The sequence below is a fragment of the Pelagicoccus sp. SDUM812005 genome, assembly GCF_031127875.1.
GTDB lineage: Bacteria > Verrucomicrobiota > Verrucomicrobiia > Opitutales > Opitutaceae > Pelagicoccus.
Genome location: NZ_JARXIA010000011.1, coordinates 160,987 through 182,609, shown reverse-complemented (window position 1 = coordinate 182,609; position 21,623 = coordinate 160,987). Strand labels below are relative to the sequence as shown.

10 protein-coding genes are annotated in these 21,623 nt (G+C 58.9%); 5 read left to right on the top strand and 5 right to left on the bottom strand.

Features of this window, described 5'->3' with window-relative positions; all coding sequences use genetic code 11:
• Window positions 1-2: 2 nt before the first annotated feature.
• On the bottom strand, window positions 3-1,397 hold the full coding sequence (locus QEH57_RS14400) for a glycoside-pentoside-hexuronide (GPH):cation symporter (protein ID WP_309007450.1): 1,395 nt from the start codon (window positions 1,395-1,397) through the stop codon (window positions 3-5).
• Window positions 1,398-1,611: 214 nt separating this feature from the next.
• Window positions 1,612-4,503, bottom strand: coding sequence for a TonB-dependent receptor plug domain-containing protein (locus tag QEH57_RS14395; RefSeq protein ID WP_309007449.1), 2,892 nt, complete (start codon window positions 4,501-4,503; stop codon window positions 1,612-1,614).
• Window positions 4,504-4,750: 247 nt separating this feature from the next.
• On the opposite strand from QEH57_RS14395, the gene QEH57_RS14390 reads away from it, so the two are divergent.
• Entirely contained in the window at window positions 4,751-6,562 is a 1,812-nt protein-coding gene (locus tag QEH57_RS14390) for a family 16 glycosylhydrolase (RefSeq protein ID WP_309007448.1), read from the top strand.
• A gap of 221 nt (window positions 6,563-6,783) precedes the next feature.
• Entirely contained in the window at window positions 6,784-9,288 is a 2,505-nt protein-coding gene (locus QEH57_RS14385) for a TonB-dependent receptor plug domain-containing protein (protein WP_309007447.1), read from the top strand.
• Window positions 9,289-9,385: 97 nt separating this feature from the next.
• Here QEH57_RS14385 and QEH57_RS14380 read toward each other — a convergent pair whose 3' ends face one another.
• From QEH57_RS14380 to QEH57_RS14370, 3 genes are all read right to left on the bottom strand, one after another.
• Window positions 9,386-9,853: a YbaK/EbsC family protein gene (locus QEH57_RS14380; RefSeq protein WP_309007446.1), complete on the bottom strand. Its 468-nt coding sequence runs from the start codon at window positions 9,851-9,853 to the stop codon at window positions 9,386-9,388.
• Window positions 9,854-10,176: 323 nt separating this feature from the next.
• The gene (locus tag QEH57_RS14375) at window positions 10,177-11,565 is read right to left on the bottom strand and encodes a HAMP domain-containing sensor histidine kinase (protein ID WP_309007445.1); all 1,389 of its coding nucleotides are present in this window, start codon (window positions 11,563-11,565) and stop codon (window positions 10,177-10,179) included.
• A 202-nt stretch (window positions 11,566-11,767) separates the two neighbouring features.
• Complete coding sequence (locus QEH57_RS14370) at window positions 11,768-12,655, bottom strand: hypothetical protein (RefSeq protein ID WP_309007444.1); 888 nt, start codon at window positions 12,653-12,655, stop codon at window positions 11,768-11,770.
• Between the two features lie 519 nt (window positions 12,656-13,174).
• Between QEH57_RS14370 and QEH57_RS14365 the strand changes: the two genes are divergently transcribed.
• From QEH57_RS14365 to QEH57_RS14355, 3 genes are all read left to right on the top strand, one after another.
• On the top strand, window positions 13,175-19,543 hold the full coding sequence (locus QEH57_RS14365) for a DUF1800 family protein (RefSeq protein WP_309007443.1): 6,369 nt from the start codon (window positions 13,175-13,177) through the stop codon (window positions 19,541-19,543).
• A gap of 62 nt (window positions 19,544-19,605) precedes the next feature.
• Complete coding sequence (locus tag QEH57_RS14360) at window positions 19,606-21,000, top strand: DUF1501 domain-containing protein (RefSeq protein WP_309007442.1); 1,395 nt, start codon at window positions 19,606-19,608, stop codon at window positions 20,998-21,000.
• A gap of 39 nt (window positions 21,001-21,039) precedes the next feature.
• Window positions 21,040-21,621 carry a hypothetical protein gene (locus tag QEH57_RS14355; RefSeq protein WP_309007441.1) on the top strand — a complete coding sequence of 194 codons (582 nt, stop codon included), beginning with the start codon at window positions 21,040-21,042 and terminating at the stop codon, window positions 21,619-21,621.
• The last annotated feature ends 2 nt before the right edge of the window (window positions 21,622-21,623 follow it).

Genomic DNA, 21,623 nt, shown 5'->3' with positions numbered 1-21,623 from the left:
CCCTACGCCTCCCCTCCCGAAGCCTGCTCGCGACGCGCTCCCAGCTCAGACTCGATCTGAGTCAGCAACGCCGTCTTCAGCGGATAAAACAACAAGGCCACGATGGCAGCCATCGCCAAGCCCGCGGGGAAGAGCGTGAAAAGGATACGGATCCCCATCAAGGCATCCGGACCCTGGTCCGCGCCCGCCTCGAAACCGACAAGACCCAAATACCAACCCGCCATCGCGCCGCCGATCGCCAAGCCCATCTTCTGGGCGAACAAGGCAGCCGAGAACACGAGCCCCGTGGACCGCCTTCCCCACCTCCACTCGCCGTAATCCGCCACGTCCGCGTACATCGACCAAACCAACGGAACCGTCGGGCCGGCAAGGAAGCCGCCCAAGACGCTCAATGCGAACATCAGCCAAAACAGGTCCGGCGGAACGATAAAGAACAAGGCCATACAAGCCGCGTTGAGCAAAGAGAACCAGATCATGATGGACCGCTTCTCGAAACGGGCCGCCAAAGGCTTGGAAAGCCAAACGCCCGCAATCAAGCCCAACATACCCGAGGTCATGATGATACTCGTCTGGTCGAAAATCAAAAACATCGGGGCGTCCGAGGCGCCCACGTAGTACTTGAAATAATACACCGTCGCCGCTCCGCGAGCTGCCACGTTGGCCAACGTAAACACCGCTACGAAAAACAAGACCAGCCAGGCGCGGTTCTTCACCAGTGCGCTCAAATCCTCGCCCAGGTTGTTCTTCTGCCCCACCGGAGGCTGAACCCGCTCCTTGGTGCCCTTGAAGGTCACGAAGAACATGAGCACCGAAACCGCCGCAAAGATGGCCATCGTCATCTGGAAGCCAAAGGCCTCGTTGTCCTCGCCCCCGATCGAATAAACCAGCGGACGCACGAACATGGAGATCAGCAGCCCACCGGCGAATGCCCCGAAGAAGCGGTAGCTCGAAACCAAGGTCCGCTCCGTGGACGAGGGCGAAATGACCCCCAACAAGGCGGAGTAAGGAATGTTAATAGCCGTGTAGGCAAGCATCATGGCGATATAGGTCACGTATGCGTAGACAAGCTTCCCGCTTTCGCTGATATCCGGCACCACGAACATCAAGTATCCAATGAGACCATACGGGATCGCCATCCATAAAAGGTAAGGCCGAAACTTCCCCCAGCGCGTTTCCGTTCGGTCCGCAATCACTCCCATGATCGGATCGCTAAACATATCCACCACGCGAGCCGCCAAAAAGATGCTTCCAGCCGCGGCTGGACCAATGCCGAAAACATCGGTGTAGTAATACAGCAAAAAGAGATTAAAAGTCTGGAAGAAGAAGTTAGAGGCCGTGTCGCCTAATCCGTAACTAAGCTTCTCCGAGACGCTAAGACGTTCGTTTTCGTTTGGCATAGAAAAATCGTAGTGAGCGTTTCAATACGCCCAGATGCCCAAACCTAAGATGGCATCCCTATTGGTTCGTCGCTTACGACGCACCTCGTTACAAAACAAAATGCACCTGCCTCCCATTTTCCGAGGAAGCGCGGCAGAGTTGAAATCGAGCTAAAAAAAAGAGCGACGCTAGAACGCAGTTACCTACGCCAGCGTCGCTCCCACTACCAAATGACTAGAGATCCATACCGAACTGGAGTCGGTACTCAGTTGGTTTCGCGTAGATGTATCCGTACGCGTGCTGATCGTTCATCACGTTATAAACATTGAGCTGCAGGTGGGCATTTCGTTCACCGAGCTTGAAGTCGTATTTAGCCATCGCATCGATATTGAGTCGCGTATCCGTCTCGAGCACGACGCGTTGACCGTTCGTATCCGTGACCAACTGGCCGGAACCGTCCGTGATGCCCGAGAAGTACTCGCGCTCGCTTTCGTACTGGAAGCCAAGTCCGAACGAGAAACCTGCCAGAGCGCCATCGTCGATGCGATAGTTGCCCCAACCGCTAAGCGAGTGGCGAGGCGTGTCGTCCTGCTTTTCGCCCGCGCCGTAACCACGACCCTGCCAAGTGGAGGTATCCTCAGGATTCAGGTACTGGTCTTCCAGCGAGTATCCAGAAAGTCCCCACGCGCCATCTGGGAAGTACCAAACAGCCCACTTGTCAACGCCACCTGCACCCCATGGGTACTCGGCGAAGGCGCCTGCATTGACCACAGAACGCTTGGTCTGCGCGTAGTTCAGTACGAACTGCATGTTATCAGTCGGCGCGTAGTTGAACTGCGCTTCCCAACCGGAAGACTCTTGGTCGCCGCTAACGTAAGCATCGTATCCTCCCGCTTCAGCGGAAGCGAAGTCGAGCGTAGCGTTGTTGGTATTGTCGTCCTGAGCGTACAACCAGCCTGGCCATCCAGGGTTGGTGGTCTTGGAAGCGTTGAAAACCGTATCCATGTACGCCGCGCCTTCCGTGGTAGAGGCGTTCAAGTACCAAGTGTCGTCGATCTGGTAAGCCGCGCCGGAATCGACCGCAGCATCCCACTGCGGCTTCGCCACCGTGAAGGAACCATTGCGCCACTCCGCTTCAACCGTTGGGTTAAAGTCAGCTACGTTGTACACGATAGCCGCATCGCGATCGAAACGCCCCTTGGCTGGCGAAGGCGCCCACCAGTAGAAGATTGGCGTACCCGTTTGCTTGATACGGTAGGCGCTGATGGTACCGCTGAGCTTGCCGTCCAGCATGTCGAACTTGATGCCAGCTTCCTCGCTCTCGGCCGTGACCGCGTCCATCGCATTTCCGTAGACGTCACGGTTGCCGTCAAAGTTAGGCATAATGCCTTCCGCCTTCAGGGCGTAAACGGAGATGTTGTTGGTCAGCTTGAAGGTGATACCGGCCTGAGAAGTGTCCTTTTCCTTGGCCCCCGGGTTGTTGTTGGTGATGGTGTCCTGACGGAAATCTTCCACCATGCCGCGGAAATCGTTTCGGTCGCGGCGCATGCCGGCTACTGCGGTGAGACGCTCGTTCAACCAGCTGCCCTGATAGACAAGGTAGGTTCCTTGGTTCCAAGAGAGGTCATTGATGTAGCTGGCATCCTCCATGCCTGGCGCAGCAGTACCGTCGCCGTTCACGCCGAAGCGCATGTAGGACGAATCGGTTGGATCCCAATAGAAGTACTGGTTCTGGATCGTGCCCCGCGAGAAGACCGACTTTTCAGACTTTTCCTCGGAGCGGCCGAGCAAGAAGCTGTTTTGCAGACCGAAGAGTTCGCTATCCTGGAAGAGATCGAAGTTGTAGTTAAGTTCGGCGCGAATCTGGTTGCGATCGATAATCTCGTTCTTGTCGTTCCAAGAACCTTGGAAGATCGCGTCCGTTACTTCGCCGAAGATGAATTCCGCGTCGCCGTTCTCAACGCTCGCTGGAATCACGGTGATCGTGTTGCGGAGGTTTTCGGGACCCACGTTGTTCGTCACGCCACCGGATACGTCGCGGGAGTCGAATTCGACCTTCGAGCTGTTGTATCCAAGAAGTACATTCAGGTTGTCGCTAAAGCTGTGCGTGGCTTGCAAGCGAATGTTGTGCGACTCGGTGTTCAGGAAGGTATCCGGTCCGCTCCAACGCATGGTGCGGATTTCCTTGTCCGGGAATTGCAAGAAACCGGCACGCTCCAAACGGTCCTGCTGGTTCGCAACGTTCTCGCTGGAGAGGTCGCCGCGAGCGCGCACGCTCTGGAAGCCAACCGCATTCTTGTCTTCCTTGCCGTACTCCAAGTCGACCGTGATCTCGGTCTTCTCCGTAGGGCGGAAGGTGAAGATCGGGGAGATGAACTGGCGATTGTTTTCCGCGAGCTCGGTGTAGCTGCCGTTTTGCTCGTGCACCGCTGTCACGTAATAGCCGAACTTCATGTCGTTATCGAGCGTGTCGCCCGCTTCGTAGACCACGCGGTAGTGCTTCTGGTTGCCCACGCTCACCGTGATGTGCTGGGTTTCGTCAGCGGTCGGCAGCTTTGGAAGGTAGTTCACGATACCACCGAAGTTGCCGATCCCGTACAAAAGGGCAGCAGGACCGCGAATCACTTCCACACGGCCGATGTTGGCCGCGTCCGTCGCGAACTGCCGGCGATAGCCGTCGCGCAAGGTCGCATCCGTGATGAAGCCGCGCACCTTGTAGGAAGTCTGCGTCTTGTTGCTGGTCGCACCCTCCGGGTTGTGCACGCCACCGATGGTTCCGAAGCTGTTGCCCTTACCCGCGTCGTTCTGCGAGGACATGATCATGCCCGCGCTGTAGGCCAAGGACTGCCGCAGGTCCGTAGAGCCCGTGTCCTTGATAAATTGGTCGGTGATCACCTCGATCGGCATCGAGATGTCCTTGATCGCGGCATTCAAGCGAGTACCGGAGATTGTGTTGGTGGCGCGATAGCCACTGTCCTTGGACGCATCCACTTGGAAGGGAGAAAGTTCGAAAATTTCCTCTTCTTCTTCAGGAGCCTCCGTCTGGGCGTTCAAAGACGCCGCTAAGCCAAGCGTCGCGAAGCCGACAAGCTTCCACGAAGACAATACCTTAGATTGCTGACTCATTCGTTTGATATCCATTTGTCTAGTCTGGTTTGGGGGGTGGTAGGTAGATTCGGAGCCGAATGCCAAAATACAATAGCTCCCTATCGGGTAAAAAAAAGGGCAAGGCTACGATTGATCGGTTGGTGTACCGACGAGGCGAGGTATAAAGCCCTTTGGGGTTGTAAGGTGCACTTCAGTACAATTTTTCCGATGCGTCAATTTAATATTTGCATTATTTTGCACCTTAAAAGCATCCTTATCCACCCCCATGAAAATGTTAAAATGCCCCCCGCGTTCCCTCGCTGCTCTCTGCTTGAGCTGCTTGGCCCCCCTGCTCCCCTTGAAATCCGCTCCCCTCGAGGGATGGCAACTGGTCTGGTCCGACGAGTTCGAGGGCGAGGGCCTGCCCAATTCCCAGTGGTGGGACTTCGAGGTCGGGTACCTGCGCAACAACGAGCTGCAATACTACACCGCGAAGCGCCTCGAAAACTGCCGCCAGGAAAACGGACACCTGATCATCGAAGCGCGAAACGACCACTATCAAGGCAATGCCGTCACCTCCGCCAGCCTCACCAGCCAGCGGGCCGCCAGCTGGACCTACGGACGCATCGAAGCGCGGGCCAAAGTCGCCCCCGGACGCGGCACCTGGCCCGCCATCTGGATGCTGGGCGACAATATCGGTGAAGTCGGTTGGCCCCACTGCGGCGAAATCGATATCATGGAATTCGTGGGCTACGACCCCGACACCGTGCACGGCACTGTACACACCACCTCCTATAACCACATCCAAAACACCGCCCGGGGCGGCAGCATCGACTACGACGACCTTACCCAAGCCATGCATACCTACGCCGTCGAATGGGAGCCGGAGGAGATCCGCTTCTACGTCGACGACGTTCTCTATTACACCTTCACCAACGACGGCCAAGGCAACGACGCCACCTGGCCCTTCCACCGGCCCCAGCACCTCAAGCTCAACCTCGCCATCGGAGGCGACTGGGGCGGAGCCTTTGGCGTGGACCCGTCCCTCTACCCCACCCAGTTCCTCATCGACTACGTGCGCGTTTACCAACGCCCCGAAAGCCCACCTTACACCGTCGACCTCACCGCCCGCGGCCCGGGCTCCCTGCGCATCGAGCCGCAAAAGGACTCCTACGACGCCGGCGAAATCGTCACCCTCATCGCCGATCCAGACGTTGGCATGCGGCTCGGCAAATGGAAAAACGCCCAGGTCGCCCGCTCCCTAAAAACGGAACTGCAGGTCGACCGATCCTTCCAGATCGAAGCCGACTTCGTCGACCCCACCTCGCTCATCCAAAACCCTGCCTTCGACGCCGGCTTCGATGGATGGTACAACTACGTCGACTCCGCCGCCGCCGCCACCCTAGCCGTTAACGCCGAAGGGCAAGCCACCATCACCGTCACCGACACCGGAACCGCCGACTGGCACGTCCAGTTCGGACAAGGCGGCTTCGCCCTAGAAAACGGAAGCCGCTACGAGCTCACCTTCGAAGCGAAATCCCTAAGCGGCGCCCCCAAACTCATCGCCGCCCTCTCCCAGAACGGAGCCCCCTACGCCACCTTCCAAGCCGAGCCCGTCGCCCTCGCCAGCGCCCTGCAGACCTATACCCTCGCCTTCACCCACAGCCAAGCTAGCGAAGCCAACGCCCGCGTGGAGTTCCGCCTCGGCACCCAGCTCGGCGCCGTCGCGATCGACAAGGTGCGACTCGTCAACTTGGACCAAAACGCGCTCTCCCCCTACGAATCGTGGAAACGAGACCACAACATCCGCCCCATCGACGACGACGCCAACCCCGATCGCGACCTCCTGCCAAACCTCCTCGAATACCTTCGCCAAACCGATCCCTTCTCCCCCGAATCCCACGCTCCGATCGCTGCCGTATCCATAAACAACGGACAAGCGACCACCTCCCTCAACCTAGATCTCGAAGGGCGCGAAGAAGAAATATCCCTCACCCGCCAACACAGCGCCGACCTCACCCACTGGGAGGACGTCGAGGAGGTTACGCTTCCCTTTTCACGCATAAAAATCAGCGCCAATCCCCCGATTCAGGACTAGGCCGCGCGCCGCCAAGGCAACGCCCGCGCCACTCCCGTAAAGCAAGTTACGTTTTTTCAAAGAGCCGGTTAAGCTTCCGTGAAGGCAAGCGCCGCTCGTTGACCCTCGCAAGGTTTCAGGCAAACGATTCGACCATCGTATCAGCGCTTTCGATACAGCGATCCACTGCGGATTCGTACGTATCCGAATCGCTGAGCGACAACAGTCAAACGAGTCAAATCATGAAACCTGCATCTAAACTACCATTGATTTCAGCAGCTCTGCTCACGGCAGGAACGGGCTCCCTTTTAGCCCAATCCGTCGACCAGCCCACCACCGATAAAGTCTACGACCTCGAAGGCTTTACCGTCACTCCGCTCGAAGAGTTCTCGAACCGAGCCGTCTACGGAGAAACGCCAGTCGCCTTCTCCGAACTGAGCAAGGAAGACCTGGACCGCTACCTTGCCTCCCAGGAAATCCCCTTGGCTCTCAACTACACTCCCTCCGTCTACGCCACTAACCAAGGCGGCGGAGCGGGCGACGCCCGCATCAACATCCGCGGCTTCGACCAACGCAACGTCGCCGTCATGATCAACGGCGTTCCCGTCAACGACATGGAAAACGGCTGGGTCTACTGGTCCAACTGGGACGGCATCGGCGACATCGCCTCTTCTGTCCAAGTCCAGCGCGGCATCTCCAACCTCGACCTCGCCGTCCCCTCCATCGGCGGTACCCTCAACATCATGACCGATCCCGCCGCCCGCGAAAGAGGCGGCATGCTCAAGCAGGAGTTCGGCTCCGACGGCTTCTCCAAGACCACCCTCATCGGCCACACCGGCCTCATCAACGACAAGTTCGCCGCCTCCGCAGCCATCGCTCGCAAGATGAGCGGCAGCTACATCGACGGCGTGTGGGCCGACGCTTGGAGCTGGTACTTCGGCGCCTCCCTCAAGCTCAACGATGCCAACACCATCGAGTTCTACGGCTTCGGAGCGCCGCAAAAGCACGGGCAAAACCTCTACGCCCGCAACATCGGCTCCTACAGCGCCGACTACGCCCTCGGTCTCGACGGCTACGACGCCGCCGCCCTCGAAGAAAGCTACGGCTACGAGCGCGGATTCGCCTACAACGAAACCTGGAACTACGTCGATCCCGACTACGCCGGGCCCCAAGCCGACCACCATGGCGTAGGTCCCCGCCGCTTCGACGACTACATCAACGAGCGCGAAAACTTCTACGACAAGCCGCAAGTCAGCGCCAATTGGTACTTCCGCCCCGAAGACAGCCGCTGGTCCTGGGACAACGTCCTCTACTACTCCGGCGGCGAAGGCGGCGGCACCGGCACCTACGGCTCCGTCGAACGCGTGTCCGACTTCGGTGGATACTTCCACCGCAACCGCGACTGGAACGCCGAGATCGCCCAAAACGAGGCCAACCTCGACAGCACCGGACGCGCCCAGTCGACCGGCATCCTGCGCAACTCCCGCAACAACCAGTACACCGTCGGACTCATTTCGAAGGCCACCTACGAAGCCTCCGAAAACTGGAGCACCTCCTTCGGCCTCGACTGGCGAACCGCCGAGATCCAGCACTTCCGCGAAGTACGCGACCTGCTCGGCGGCGACTACTACCTCGAGAACGGCCAACAAAAAACCATCGGCGGCATCATCGACTACAACAATACCAACACCGTCGACTGGCTCGGCGGGTACTGGCAAGCAGCCTACGAAAAGGACGACTTCTCCGGCTTTGCCATGGTCGGCCTCTCCCAGATTTCCTACAGCTTCGTCGACGACTACAACTGGGTGAACGGCAAGCCGATGCAAGTCGACTCCGACACATTCGACGGCATGCAGCTCAAACTCGGCGGACGCTACAACGTAAATGAATCCACCAGCGTGTACGCGAACTTCGGATACATCGAAAAGGTCCCCATCTTCGATACCGTGATCGACGACGGCAGCGGCGAAGCCTACCTCAACCCGCCTGACGAAGTCTTCACCAATATCGAGATCGGCCTCAACTACACCAACCAAGACGGCACCCTCCTCCTCGGAGCCAACGTCTACAACACCGACTGGTCAGACCGCGCCTTTTCCAAGTTCGTCTCCGTGCTCGACGCAAACGTCAACATCGCCGGCGTCGACCAGCGGCACCGCGGACTCGAGATCGAAAGCTCCTACTACTTCAGCAAGCAGCTCAAGTGGGACAGCACCCTCGCCTTCAACGACTGGAAGTACAAGAACGACGTCACCGCCCGCTTCGATCCGGACAACGACCCCGCCACCGCCCAGCAGTTCAACCTCTACCTTAGAGACATCAAAGTCGGCGACGCCCCGCAGACGCAGTTCACCACCGGCCTCACCTACATGCCGCAATCCGGCCTCAACATCACCGGCCGCCTGCGTCACAACCGCAAGAACTACGCCGGCTTCGACCCGCTCGGCCGCTCCGACGAGGACGACCGTACCCAAAGCTGGAGGGCGCCGGACTACACCGTCTTCGACTTCCACGCCAACTGGAAGCTGCCGACCGATACCGACATCGAGTACGAACTCTTCCTCAACGTCCTCAACGCCTTCGACAAGAAGTACATCCAAGACGCCGTCGACGCCGACTCCTTCAGCGGCTACCACGACGACTTCGAGGCCAGCGGCGACTACGCCGACCTGCACGACGCAGACGGCGCCGCCGTCCACTTCGGCGCCCCTCGTCGCATCAACGCAGGCGTCAGCATGACCTTCTAGGACACCTTGACCTAAGCCTGAACACAAACAAGAGGCTACGCCCCGTCGGCGTAGCCTCTTTCGCTTTGGAAGCATCCCTCCGCTTCCCAATCAGGGCCTAGCCCAAGACGGCAAACGGCAGCATTTCAGGCTCAACCAGCCATTCGAAATCGTCGTACGCCATCCGTATCAGCTCCGTGTGGGTGCCCGCCGAGAAGAAGATATAGTCGTCCTCCGCCAATTCCGGAGCCACGTAGACCTTCATCCCATACAGATTCCCGAAAGGCGGGATCGCCCCCAGGTCGCAGCCGGGAAACTTGTCCACGAAATCTTCCTCGTGAGCGAGGCTCACCCTTTTAGAACCTACGATTTCAGCCAAGAACCCGAGATCGATGTTTTCGGACGCCGGCAAAACCGCCATCACGAGTTCATCGTCGAGCTTGACCACAACAGTCTTCGCCAAATCCCACCCAGAGACGTGGGCTCGCGCCGCTACCTCTTGGGCAGTATACGCAGGCGAATGGCTAATTCTCTGATACTTGATCCGATGCAGATCCAAGTACTCCGTTATTCGAGCGATAGGCATAACGCTCACCTCCTTTTGCTTCTATGTTGAGACTCCCGTCCCCACCAAAACGGGAGGTTAGGAGCCACGCCCTTAAGAGCGCACGTGCGGGGTATCTGTGTCCGATTGTTGCTTGGGAAAACGTCGGCGTCGCGAGCAATAGCAAGGCCGTCGGCGGCGATACTGAAAACCCTAGGGAAACGACAGCAAAAGTCGAGCCTGCACACCAAGCCAACCCCGTCTAAATCCCTAAAGCGCGGAGCCCTAGAAGCTTCGCTACTGCAACGATCGGGAAACAGCTGAGCCGGCCTCCAAAATCTACGGCCCTAACGAGCAAACTCCCCTTAACCTTCATCACCTAGAGACCGCTCCCGCAGCGAGAAAGCCAGCTCGAAAACCGCGCCTTCGCTCGTCGTATCCACATACCGGAGACTCCCGCCGATGTGGCGGGCTAGCTGCAAACTGATCGCCAAACCAATCCCCGCTCCGCCGCTCTTGCCGCTGCTCACCGGAGCGAAAAGCTGTTCGCGCAACTCGGGAGGCACCCCTGGCCCCGTATCGCTCACCAGCAAGCTCGCCTCCTCTCCGTCGCCGGCGAGCTCCACCCGCACGCGTCCGCCCTCAGGCGTCGCTTCCAAGGCATTCTTCACCAGATTGGACGCCACCAAGGAAACGATGCTGCTGATCGAACTATCCATCGCCAAATCCCGCGGACCCGAAACCGAAAACGCGATCGAACGCTCCGCCGCCCTCCTGCCAAAACGGTCCTGCAAAGCCTCGAGAAGATCGCCCGATTCGGTCTCGTAACGCAGGCCGCTGCTGGTGTCCTGCAGCACCGCGACCACTTCCTCGACCATGCGCTGCATGCGCTCCGCCGCTTCGCTGGCCCCGCGCCACTCCTCTTCGTCCAAAGAGGCATCCCCCGAACTCCGGGCCCTCACCACCTGCCGCAGTCCGGCCAGCGGATTCTTGATTCCATGGATCAAATGAGCCGTCACCGAACCGACTGCCGAAGTGCGGGCCAGCATCGCCAGCTCCGCATTCGCTCGCTTCAGGCGCGTCGCATGCCGCAACACGCGGGCATTGGCTTCGCTCAGCCGTTTCCAAGCCAGCCAGAAGAGCACGAAGATAGCCAAACCGCCCAGCCCAATCGCTACCAAAGCCTGGCGCCGTAGTCGTTCGTCCAATACAACGAACTGCTTAGCCAAGGCGCTTCCATCCATGAGGTAGCGGGCCGTTCCCAACGGCAAGGCCCCATCCGCGCTGCGCAGCGGCAAATAAATGTCCGAAACCGCAACCAAGCGATCCGAAACGAAATCGACCTCGATAAAATCCGAAAGCCAAACCTCGGGCGAAAACTCGGAACTCACCTGCCCCTCGCTCACCTTCTCCATCACCTCGTCCGGAACCCGACGCTCAATCAGCGAATTGGACGAGCTCTGGGCAAGCTCCCCCCGCACGTCGAAGAGCTGCACCGCAAAGACGCCGTCCACGGACGCCGTCTCCAGCAAAGCGCCCCAAAGCTCGATCTCACCTATCGACTCGAACTCGAACACAAGGTTCGCATCCCGCTCCACTTGAGCGATCTCGTTTCGTACCAACAAATTCAATACATGCGAATCCACGTCCAGCAACTGGGACCGTATGTCTTCCCGAACCGAAAAGGTCACAATAGCCACCACCGTCGCGAACACGAAGAGCAGACCGAACAGCACCCCGAGCCCCAAGGTCATGGGCCGCCCGGATTCTTCCACGCCACTTTTTTCGCCGCTTCGCATTCGCACTCTTCTACCTACCGCAATCCGCGTCGAAATCAAGCGCCCTCAGCAGGCCGTCGCGCCGCGCGGATCCCACCAAAGCGGCGCGGCCGGAACCCACTCCAACCGCGCCCTCTCCTACTGTTGGCAGTTCTGCCGAAATTCACGCAGCGCTCCATCAACCTTTCGGTCCGCGGGACTCCGCTTGATCCTCCCGGATCTCCTCGATCGCTTGCCGGCGGCGCAGCTTCACCTCATCGTGCAGCTGCTTGAGCTCCTCCAGCAAAGCGCGGCGATATTCCTCCCGTTCCTCACGGCTGAGGTTCATCATGTCCTCCCGAGCTTTGCGTTGACGAAACCGCACCTGATCGCGCAGGTTCGCCATGTCGCTCCTCAAATCTTGAAGTTCCGGAGGCAGGTCATCCCGCAGCGATACTTTCTCCTCTCGGTTATCCCTCAACAGCACGCGCAGTTGCCTCGCTAAAGCCTTTTGCCGGGCAATCGTCGACGCGTTCTCCTGGTCAAATTCCGCCTGGGCCGCCTTCACTTCCTCGCGAGTCGCTCCCTCGCCCAGCTCCTCCAGCGTGGCTTCCCAGGCCTGTTTCAACTCAGTCTGGTTCTCCTGATACTCCGCGTACACAGCGCGAGCCTGCTCGCTCCAGGTCGCGTCGTTCACCGCATCGCGCACACCCGAACGCAAGCGACGCACCAGATTTCCCCGCAGTTCGCGCGACGCCCGAATCTCCGCCGCGTAATCCTTCTGGAACGCTTGGCGAGCCATCCGGATTTCCTCCGCCGTGGCGTGGTCGCCCGGTCGATACTCCTCGATCCAAGCCTTGCGAATCTCCACCTGCGACTGGCGAAGGGCCATCACCTCCTCGCGAATCGACTCCGGAGCCTCATCCGGCTTTTTCAGAAGCTGCGAGATCAGATGCTCGTCCTTCTGGAAACGATTCTTCGGGAGAACCTGCTCCTCGGCAGCCCCGCCGTCTTGGGCGAAAGCGGGCGCCGACCAGCAAGCCAAAGCGGCTACGGCAAGCGCAAGTATCTTTCGTGTCCTGTTCATGGTGCTCAAATTTCTCTGGTTCGATCGCAGCGATCGCCACACCTCCTTGCATAGCATATGCCAAGCCCCTGGCCACTACATTTGCCCTTGCCTGTCTGCAACTTACGACAAGCCCGACCGTGCTAAGCGCTCCCGCACCCCAAGCATTTGGGAAATAAGACCCACCGCTTCGAACCCCAAAAATTCCTTCCACGGGAAATAGTCACCGCCGCAATCCCCCACACAAGGGCGTTTAGAGGCTCCTACCTGCAAGCTCTCCCCACTCGACCAAACACCCGTAGGCGATCAGGCCTACCTCCCTTCCAGTGTTTAAATTTATATTACTCAGTGGACGGCTTAATGATTGAGCGAGCTAGTCTTTTCACCGATCTCCGAGCAAGGTTCCGCCTGGTCGTCAGCTCCCACCCCGCTCCCTTGCGCAATCGTTCAACGAACCAAACCGCCAACTTAAACTGCGAGCCTTACATGAGAGTGACCCAACCTTTTCGCCGACGCATCCTTCGCGCGCTTTTTGCGTCATTGACAATCGGATACACAGCCAACCTTGCCACCGCGCAGGAAAACGGAGTACTCAGGGAAGTCTGGTCCAACATCGAAGGCAGCGGGATCCAAAACCTGCTAAGCAGCCCTAACTACCCTCAAGCCCCCACCCTACGCGACGCGCTTTCCGACTTCGGATCGCCCGTCAACTTCGCCTCCCATTACGGAACGCGATTGCGGGCCTACCTAAAGCCCACCCAAAGCGGTGAATACACATTCTGGATACAGGGCGACGACAATTGCGTCCTCTACTTCGGCAGCGACGGAACCGCATCGACCGCGGAACTCATCGCCTCCGTTCCCGGATACACCAGCTCCAGCGAGTGGGAAAAGTATCCCGAGCAACGCTCCCCCACCATCGCCCTAACCGCCGGACAAAGCTACTACCTCGAAGCCCTGCACAAGGAAGGCAGCGGCGGCGATTTCGTAAACGTTCACTGGGAACTCCCCGGTAGCTTCGAACGCAGCGCCATCCCGACCGCGCTGCTCACTCCCTACCAGGACGCCCCCGCCTACGATGCAAACGTCGAGCTCTACCTCGAAGCCGGCGCCCACAAGGATGTCTTCCTGCCAGCCAACACCTTTCAACTCGCAGCCAGCGCCTTGTATCGAAGCGGTTCGCTCGACGAGCTCGCCATCTCCTGGACTCAAACGGCCGGACCCACCGCTCAAATAACGGGAGCCGACACCCTCTCCCCCACCATTACCGCATCCACTCCTGGCGACCGCAGCTTTCAGGTCACCGTATCCAACCAGAACGAAACCCGCAGCGATACCGTCACTGTTTCCGTTTTCGATCCGCTCGCTGAAAACACTGGCTCCTTTACGCAAGAAATCTGGCTCGGGGTCGACAGCTACCAGATCGAAGGCCTCCTCAACCAGGACGACTTCCCTTCCCGCCCTCACCTCCTCCGCAGTACCGATAAACTCCAAGGCCCCAAAAATTGGGGCGATCGCTACGGCATGCGTACCCGCGGACTCATTACACCGCCGCATACCGGCCACTACACCTTCTACGTCATGGGCGACGACGATGCTGCCCTCTTCCTCAGCGCCGACGAATCCGCGGCCAACAAAAGCCTGATCGCCTTCACACCGGAAAACACGAGCGACGGCGATTGGACAAAGTTCCCGGAGCAGATCTCCGACCCCGTCCTCCTGGAAAAAGGGAAACACTACTACCTCGAAATGCTCTTCGTCGCTCGCTACGGAAACGATTTCCACGGAGCCGCATGGAGCCAGGAAGGCGGTCCCATCACTACGATTGGCGGAGAATTCTTCGTCGCCCAATCGCCAGAAACCAGCGCCCCAGACTTCGAATCCGCGAGCGCCTTCGTAGTCGAAGCCGGTCCTAACCGCAGCATCCACAGCCCCGACCATTCCCTTACCCTTCGCGGCAAGACCCTCAAATTTCTAGAGTCCTATACCGTAGAAAACATTTCCTGGACCCAACTATCCGGTCCCGCCGCCGCTTCCCTATCCGCTTCCACTGAACTGGAAACCGCCGTATCCCTTCCAACCGAGGGTACCTACCAGTTCAACCTCTCCGTAACGGCGAACGGTATCGAAGCATCGGATACAGTCAGCATCTCCGTCCTCCCTCCCCTCAGTGCCCAAACGGGGGGCTTCACCCGCGAAGTCTGGCTCGGCCTCAAAGGAAGTTCCGTGGACGACCTGACCGCGTCCAGCGACTTTCCCAACACCCCGCACATCATCGACCAGCTCCCTTCCCTCGCCGGACCTGAAAATTGGAACTACAACTACGGTTCACGTTCCACCGGCTACCTCATCCCCACGCGCTCCGGTCCGCACACCTTCTACCTGACAGCCGACGACTCCGCCGCGCTCAGCCTGTCGAGCGACAGTTCCCCTGCTGCTCTGCAAGAAATTGCTCGCTCCGGCCGACGCTCCAAAGGGGACTTCAGGGACGAGTCCCAAATCTCCGAGCCCATCCACCTCACTGCCGGCAATCGATACTTCGTAGAGGTCCTGCACAAGCAGTACTACGGCAACGACCACTTCGAGGTGTCATGGAGCTTTGGCGACGAAAATTCTCCCGCCCCCATCGGTGGAGGAAACTTGGAACCAAGCAACGCGAACGCCCTCCCGCTAGACACCGCCTTGCCAGAGTACGCCTACGCCGGGCCGGACCGACACTACTACTCCCCTACCACGTCCTTCGACCTTACCGGAAAGATCCTTGAAGTCGGTAGCGAGGATAACTTCCACCAAGTACAATGGACCTATCTCGGCGATGCGGAAGGTATCAGCATCGAAGATCCAGCCAGCCTTTCGACCTCAGTCAAAGTACCAGGCGAAGGCACCTATAGCTTCCGACTTGCGCTGAACACCTCCGGCATGAGCCACTACGACGATGTATCCATTCGCGTACTACCCGCCCTCGCAGCTGGAACGGGCGGCGTCAATCGCTCCGTTTGGCTCAACGCCGAAGGATCTACCATTGAAAGCCTTCTCCTTTCCGACCCGCTACTCAGCTCGCCGAGCTTCGACGACATCATTCCCAGCCTCGAGACGCCGAGCAATTGGACCGACAACTACGGCACTCACATCATCGGCTACATCCACCCGCCCGCATCGGGAACCTTCCATTTTTGGCTAGCAGGCAACGATGCCGCAGAGCTCTATCTCTCTCCCAACGAAAAACCGGAAGACAGCGTCCTTATCGCGGAAATGGAAAACGCCGTTAGCCCGCGCTACTGGGATCGCTACGAAAACCAAAAGTCCCAACCGATCGCTCTGGAAGCGGGCAAGAAATACTTCGTCGAAATTCTCCACAAGGAGGGCAGTCGCTCCGACAACCTGGCCGTAGCCTGGAGCGGCCCCGGCCTCAACCCGCGCGAAGTCATCACCGCAGGCTACCTTTCCCCCGTCTACCCTGCCCCAGCAGCAGCCGAAGAAATCCTCGTCCTCGCAGGCGAAGACCAATCCATCCGCTGGCCACTGGACTCCGTAGACCTATTCGCGCGAGTTTACGACCAAAAGGAGGGACCTGAAACGCTCAGCTACCAATGGTCCGCTTCGGACGAGAACGTCGCGTTTTCCACTCGGTTCGACGTCTCCACCCAAGCCACCTTCCCCGCACCCGGTACCTACCAGATCAGCCTCACAGCGTCAGACGGCAGTCACTTCGCGACAGACAGCCTGCGCGTAACCGTAGCGCCCGCTTACGCGGACAACATCGGATCCATCACCCGCGAAGTCTGGCTAGACCTGCCGGGCTATCGCATGGACGATCTCCTCAACAGCGAACGCTTTCCCGAAAGTCCTGATATCGTGGATACGATCGATTCGTTCGATCTTCCTAGGCACTGGGCCGACTACTACGGTACCCGCGTTCGGGGCTACCTCATCGCTCCCGAAAGCGGCGACTACCAATTCTACGTATCCGCCGACGACTACGCTCGCGTATCCATAAATACAAACGGCCAATCGTTCGACGGACTGCAACAGATCATAAACAGCGAAGGCTACTCTGACTATCTTCGCTGGGATCGTCGCTCCGACCAAGCCTCGCTCCCCATCCGCCTCAACGCGGGACAAGCCTACCCGATCGAGCTCCTCCATCGCGAGAAGAGCGGCGGCGACCACGCCGTACTGGCATGGAAGCGCCCCGGCTCGGATCAAATCGAAGTCATCGCTGGCAATTTCCTCTCACCAGCGACAAAGGCTCCCGCCGCATCCGAGAACCTCATCGTCATTGCGCCCAAGGACATTACCCAGCGCTGGCCCCAAAACACCTTCGACCTTCGCGGCAGAGCCATAGACCGAGTCTACGGACCGGATTCCCTGAAGACACGTTGGGAACAAACTTCCGGTCCGGGAACCCTTAGCTTCAGTTCAACCGTCGACCTGGAAACCAACGTGCACGTGTCCGCGCCCGGCCAATACACGGTCCGCCTCTACGCCTCCGACGGAAGCGAGGAAATCTTTGATGAGATGAGCATCGTCATCGAAGCAGCCCTCTCTACCCGAACCGGAGCCGCCACCCGCTCGGTCTACACCGATATTTCCGGCGACCGCGTGGTACACCTCGTATCCAGCGACAAGTTTCCCAACGCTCCCGACACCCAAGGCCCGATCCCGCAGCTGGATACGGAAACCAACAACAGCGGAGAAAAATACGGCACCCTCGTAACCGGTTATGTTCACCCGCCCGTTAGCGGCACCTATCGCTTCAGCGTAACCGGCGACGATTGGGTCGAACTCTGGCTCAGCCCGGACGACTCTGCCGAACGCAAAGCCCTCGTTTGCTTCACTCCAGCGGCAACCAATCAATACGAATGGGACAAGTATCCAGAATACCAGACATCTACAGAGATCGAACTGGACGCGAACCAAAAGTACTACCTCGAAATCCGCCACAAGGAACATAGCTCGCACGACCACTTCGCCGTCGCTTGGCTCCGTCCCGACGAGGAAGAGATGAAAATCATCCAAGGCGCCTACCTATCGCCCCTCGATGCGGATGCGGTCATCGACACGCCAGAAATCGTGGTTCTGGGTAATCCCACTACAACCCTCAACATCGGCGACACCTTCGTCGACCCCGGATTCTTCGCCGTCAACAGCAGCGGCCAAAACATTAACGACCAAGTTGTAGTAACCAACCACGTCAACACCGAGATCGCGGGCACCTATTCCGTTCGCTATCAAGTGGTCAACCCGAGCACTGGCTTCGCCGAAACTGTCGTACGCACCGTCAAGGTCGTGCCAGCCGAAAGCCATCCTGCCATCTATCCGGACCCGTCGTGCCGTCCGCCTCTGATGGTAGAATGGGAGGAGCCAGCGCCGGGACAAATTTCGGAAGCAGATGCGTCGCGCTTCCTCGCCCAAGCAACCTTCGGCCCCACCAAGCAAGATATCGCACGTGTCATGGAGATTGGATACGAAGCATGGATCGACGAACAGATCGCCATCGCTCCGTCGTATCACATGGACCAAATGCTGGCCCTGCGCCCCGCCCTCGACGAACTCGATTTCCGGGCCTATTCCGACGAACGTCTGGTCACGTGGTGGACCACCGCTATCACCGCTCCCGACCAACTCCGCCAACGCGTCGCCTTCGCCCTTAGTGAAATCGTCGTCCTCTCAGACAAAAACACCTTTGGTCGACTCGGACTCGCGACCGCGAACTACTACGACATCCTTGTCCGCAACGGTCTCGGCAGCTACGAGCAAATCCTTCAGGAGGTCACCCTCAACCCCCTCATGGGAGAGTACCTCACCTTGATCCGCAGCGATAAGTCGTCTCCAGACGAGAACTACGCCCGAGAAATCATGCAGCTCTTCTCTATCGGTCTGATAATGCTCAACCCCGACGGCACTCCCCTCTGCGATGCCAACGGACACGACATTCCGACCTATGACAACGAGCTCATCATCGAGCTCGCCCGCGCCTTCACCGGTTGGACCTACGCCGGCTCCGAGAATTTCAACTACACGCCCTACGGCGGTACCGACTACTTCTCCCCCATGGTTCCCTTCGACGCGCACCACGACTTCGGAAAGAAAACTCTCACCGGCGGGTTCACCTTGCCGCAAGGGCTTTCCCCCTCCGAAGACCTTCGCCGAGCCGTCAAGCACTTCGCCGACCATCCGAACGTCGGACCCTTCATCGGATACCGTCTCATCCAACGCCTAACCACTTCGAATCCAAGTCCTGGATACATCTATCGAGTGGCAAAGACCTACGATAACGATGGGAACGGCGTACGCGGCAATCTGGCGGCAGTCGTGAAGGCCATCCTGCTCGATCCGGAAGCTCGAGCCCCGGAAACCTACGGCCGCAACCGCTTCGGAAAGCTGCGCGAGCCCATCCTCCGGCTCACGCACCTCCTGCGCAGTTTCGAGGCCGACTCTTCCAGCAATCCCCCCGTCTTCGGCCGTTATCCGATCACCAACACCACAAGCGCCTTCGCCCAATCTCCTCTCCAAGCGCCCAGCGTATTCAACTTTTTCGAACCGGACTACGCTCCGCCCGGAGAGCTGATGAATCGCGGCTTGGTCGCGCCCGAATTCGCCACCACCACGGAAATAACAACCGTGGACACCGCGAACTTCCTCCACGAAACGGTTGGCGAGGACGTTCCTCTCTGGTGGCGCTACTCGACCACGATCCGGCCTAACTTGTCCGCCCTCACCGCCATCGCTGCGGATACGGACGCCATACTCGACGAACTCGATATTCTCCTCATGTCCGGCAGCCTCACCGCCGAAACAAGAGCCATCGTCAAAGCCACAATCGAAACCATCGACGAACCCGAAGAGCGGGTAAAAACCGCCCTCAAGCTGCTGATCACCAGCCCCGAGTTCTCCATTCAAAAGTAGGGCGGCGCCGCAATCCTAACCGCCACTCGCCAACTCTCAAACGCAAATCAACGCAGGCCACCATGAATCCAGATACCGATCTCAAAAACGTAAACCGCCGCAGCTTCCTTCGCCTCTCGGCCTGCGCGGCAGTAAGCACCTCCAGCTTGTTCTCCACCCTCTTCAACCTCCGCCAACTCAACGCTGCAGCTGCGGCAAGCGGCACTGACGATGACGACTACAAGGCCATCGTCTGCATCTTCCTCTACGGCGGAAACGATTCGAACAACCTGCTAATTCCCAGCGACGCCGCCACCTACGCCACCTACGCAGCCGGACGCGAGCAACTCGCCATCCCCCAAAACCAGCTGCTCGCCCTCAACTCCCTCAATGCAGACGGACGAAGCTTCGGTATCCATCCTTCCATGACAGGTTGCCATGAGCTTTTCAACGCCGGCGACCTCGCCTTGGTCGCCAATGTCGGCACCCTGCTCGCTCCCGCAACCCTTTCCGACTACCGCAACCGAACCGCAGCCATTCCCGACCACCTCTTCTCGCACAGCGACCAACAGGTTCTCTGGCAAACCTCCATCAACGAAAACGCGTCCGTGGACCCGACCGGCTGGGGCGGACGCATCGCGGACCTGATTCACTCCACCCACAACGATTCCAGCATCTCCATGCTCGTCTCCTTGTCCGGCTCAAATTTCTTTCAGGTCGGCCGTACTCTCCTCCCCTTCCGCACCGACTCCAACGGATCCTCAACCTACGATATCCTAAACGGCTGGGACAGCCACGCCACCACTCGAGCGGAAGGCTTCCGCCAACTTCTCGACAAGGACTACGCCAACCTCATGGAAAAAGCCTTCGCCGACATATCGAACTCAGCGATCAAGAATGCGGATACGTTCAACGAAGCCATCGCGACCGCCAACGATTTCGAAATGCTGCCCGACTCCAGCCTCGGCCGCCAGCTTCGCATGGTCGCCAAGATGATCCAATCGCGCAAGGCCCTCGGACAACGCCGCCAAGTCTTCTTCGTCGCTACTGGCGGATTCGACACCCACGGTCCGCAGCTGGATTCCCACGCCGGACTTCTCGGCGGACTCGACTCCGCCATCAAAGGGTTCCACGAAGCGCTCGGCTCCATCGAAGCCCAAGACTGCGTCACCTCCTTCACTGCCTCCGACTTCGGCCGTACCTTTGACACCAACGGCCGCGGTTCCGACCACGGCTGGGGCGGTCACCATATCGTGATGGGCGGAGCCGTAAACGGACAACGAATCTACGGAGACTTCCCCGACCTGAACTTCGGCAGCGCCCACGACACCGGACGGGGCCGCTGGCTTCCGACCACCTCCGTCGACCAGTACGGAGCCACCCTCGCCCGCTGGTTCGGCATTCCCGAAAGCGAACTCCCAACCGTCTTCCCCAACATCGGAAACTTCGCCACCTCCAACCTAGGCTTCATGAGCTAAGCTCGCCCGCGAAGCTTGCTTCCGCTTCGCAACTCACCCATGTCCTCAAAATTCAAATACACGTTCGTACCAATCGCCGCTCTCGCCCTCCTCGGCGGCGGTATCTACTTAGGCACCGTCTTTCGACCTTCGCCCCTAGATGCTGAAAGCAGCCAAATCTCGCCCCTTCGAAGCCCTGAGGAGATCAAGCGCGTTCGCAGCATCCCAAAACCGAAAGCTCCGCAAATAACGGTTCCCGACGAGCCAACTACAACCGCCACGCGGATCAACGCCCTTGCCGCGCTCAACAATCCGACCTCCGATCCGCAAACCGACATCCGCATCATTGAGCACCTGCTCGTACAGGCGCGTACCGTTTTTCACAAGCTCCCGATCGGAGAAAACGAAGAAATCGTCGCTTTCCTCCAAGGAGCGAATCCTAGAGAAATCCAATACATCCCCGACGACGATCCCAACCTAAACGCCGACGGCGAAGTCGTCGACCGCTGGGGCACACCCTATTTCTTCCACGCCCTCAGCCGCGACCGCATCGAAGTCCGCTCCGCAGGCCCCGATCGGCTCCACTGGAGCGAAGACGACGTGATATCCGAAACGCAGACCCCAGAATTGCCAAACACCTAGCG

Coding starts and splice junctions, on each gene's coding strand:
- QEH57_RS14400 (WP_309007450.1), bottom strand. CDS start 1,397: ATGCCAAACGAAAACGAACGTCTTAGCGTCTCGGAGAAGCTTAGTTAC.
- QEH57_RS14395 (WP_309007449.1), bottom strand. CDS start 4,503: ATGAGTCAGCAATCTAAGGTATTGTCTTCGTGGAAGCTTGTCGGCTTC.
- QEH57_RS14390 (WP_309007448.1), top strand. CDS start 4,751: ATGAAAATGTTAAAATGCCCCCCGCGTTCCCTCGCTGCTCTCTGCTTG.
- QEH57_RS14385 (WP_309007447.1), top strand. CDS start 6,784: ATGAAACCTGCATCTAAACTACCATTGATTTCAGCAGCTCTGCTCACG.
- QEH57_RS14380 (WP_309007446.1), bottom strand. CDS start 9,853: ATGCCTATCGCTCGAATAACGGAGTACTTGGATCTGCATCGGATCAAG.
- QEH57_RS14375 (WP_309007445.1), bottom strand. CDS start 11,565: ATGACCTTGGGGCTCGGGGTGCTGTTCGGTCTGCTCTTCGTGTTCGCG.
- QEH57_RS14370 (WP_309007444.1), bottom strand. CDS start 12,655: ATGAACAGGACACGAAAGATACTTGCGCTTGCCGTAGCCGCTTTGGCT.
- QEH57_RS14360 (WP_309007442.1), top strand. CDS start 19,606: ATGAATCCAGATACCGATCTCAAAAACGTAAACCGCCGCAGCTTCCTT.
- QEH57_RS14355 (WP_309007441.1), top strand. CDS start 21,040: ATGTCCTCAAAATTCAAATACACGTTCGTACCAATCGCCGCTCTCGCC.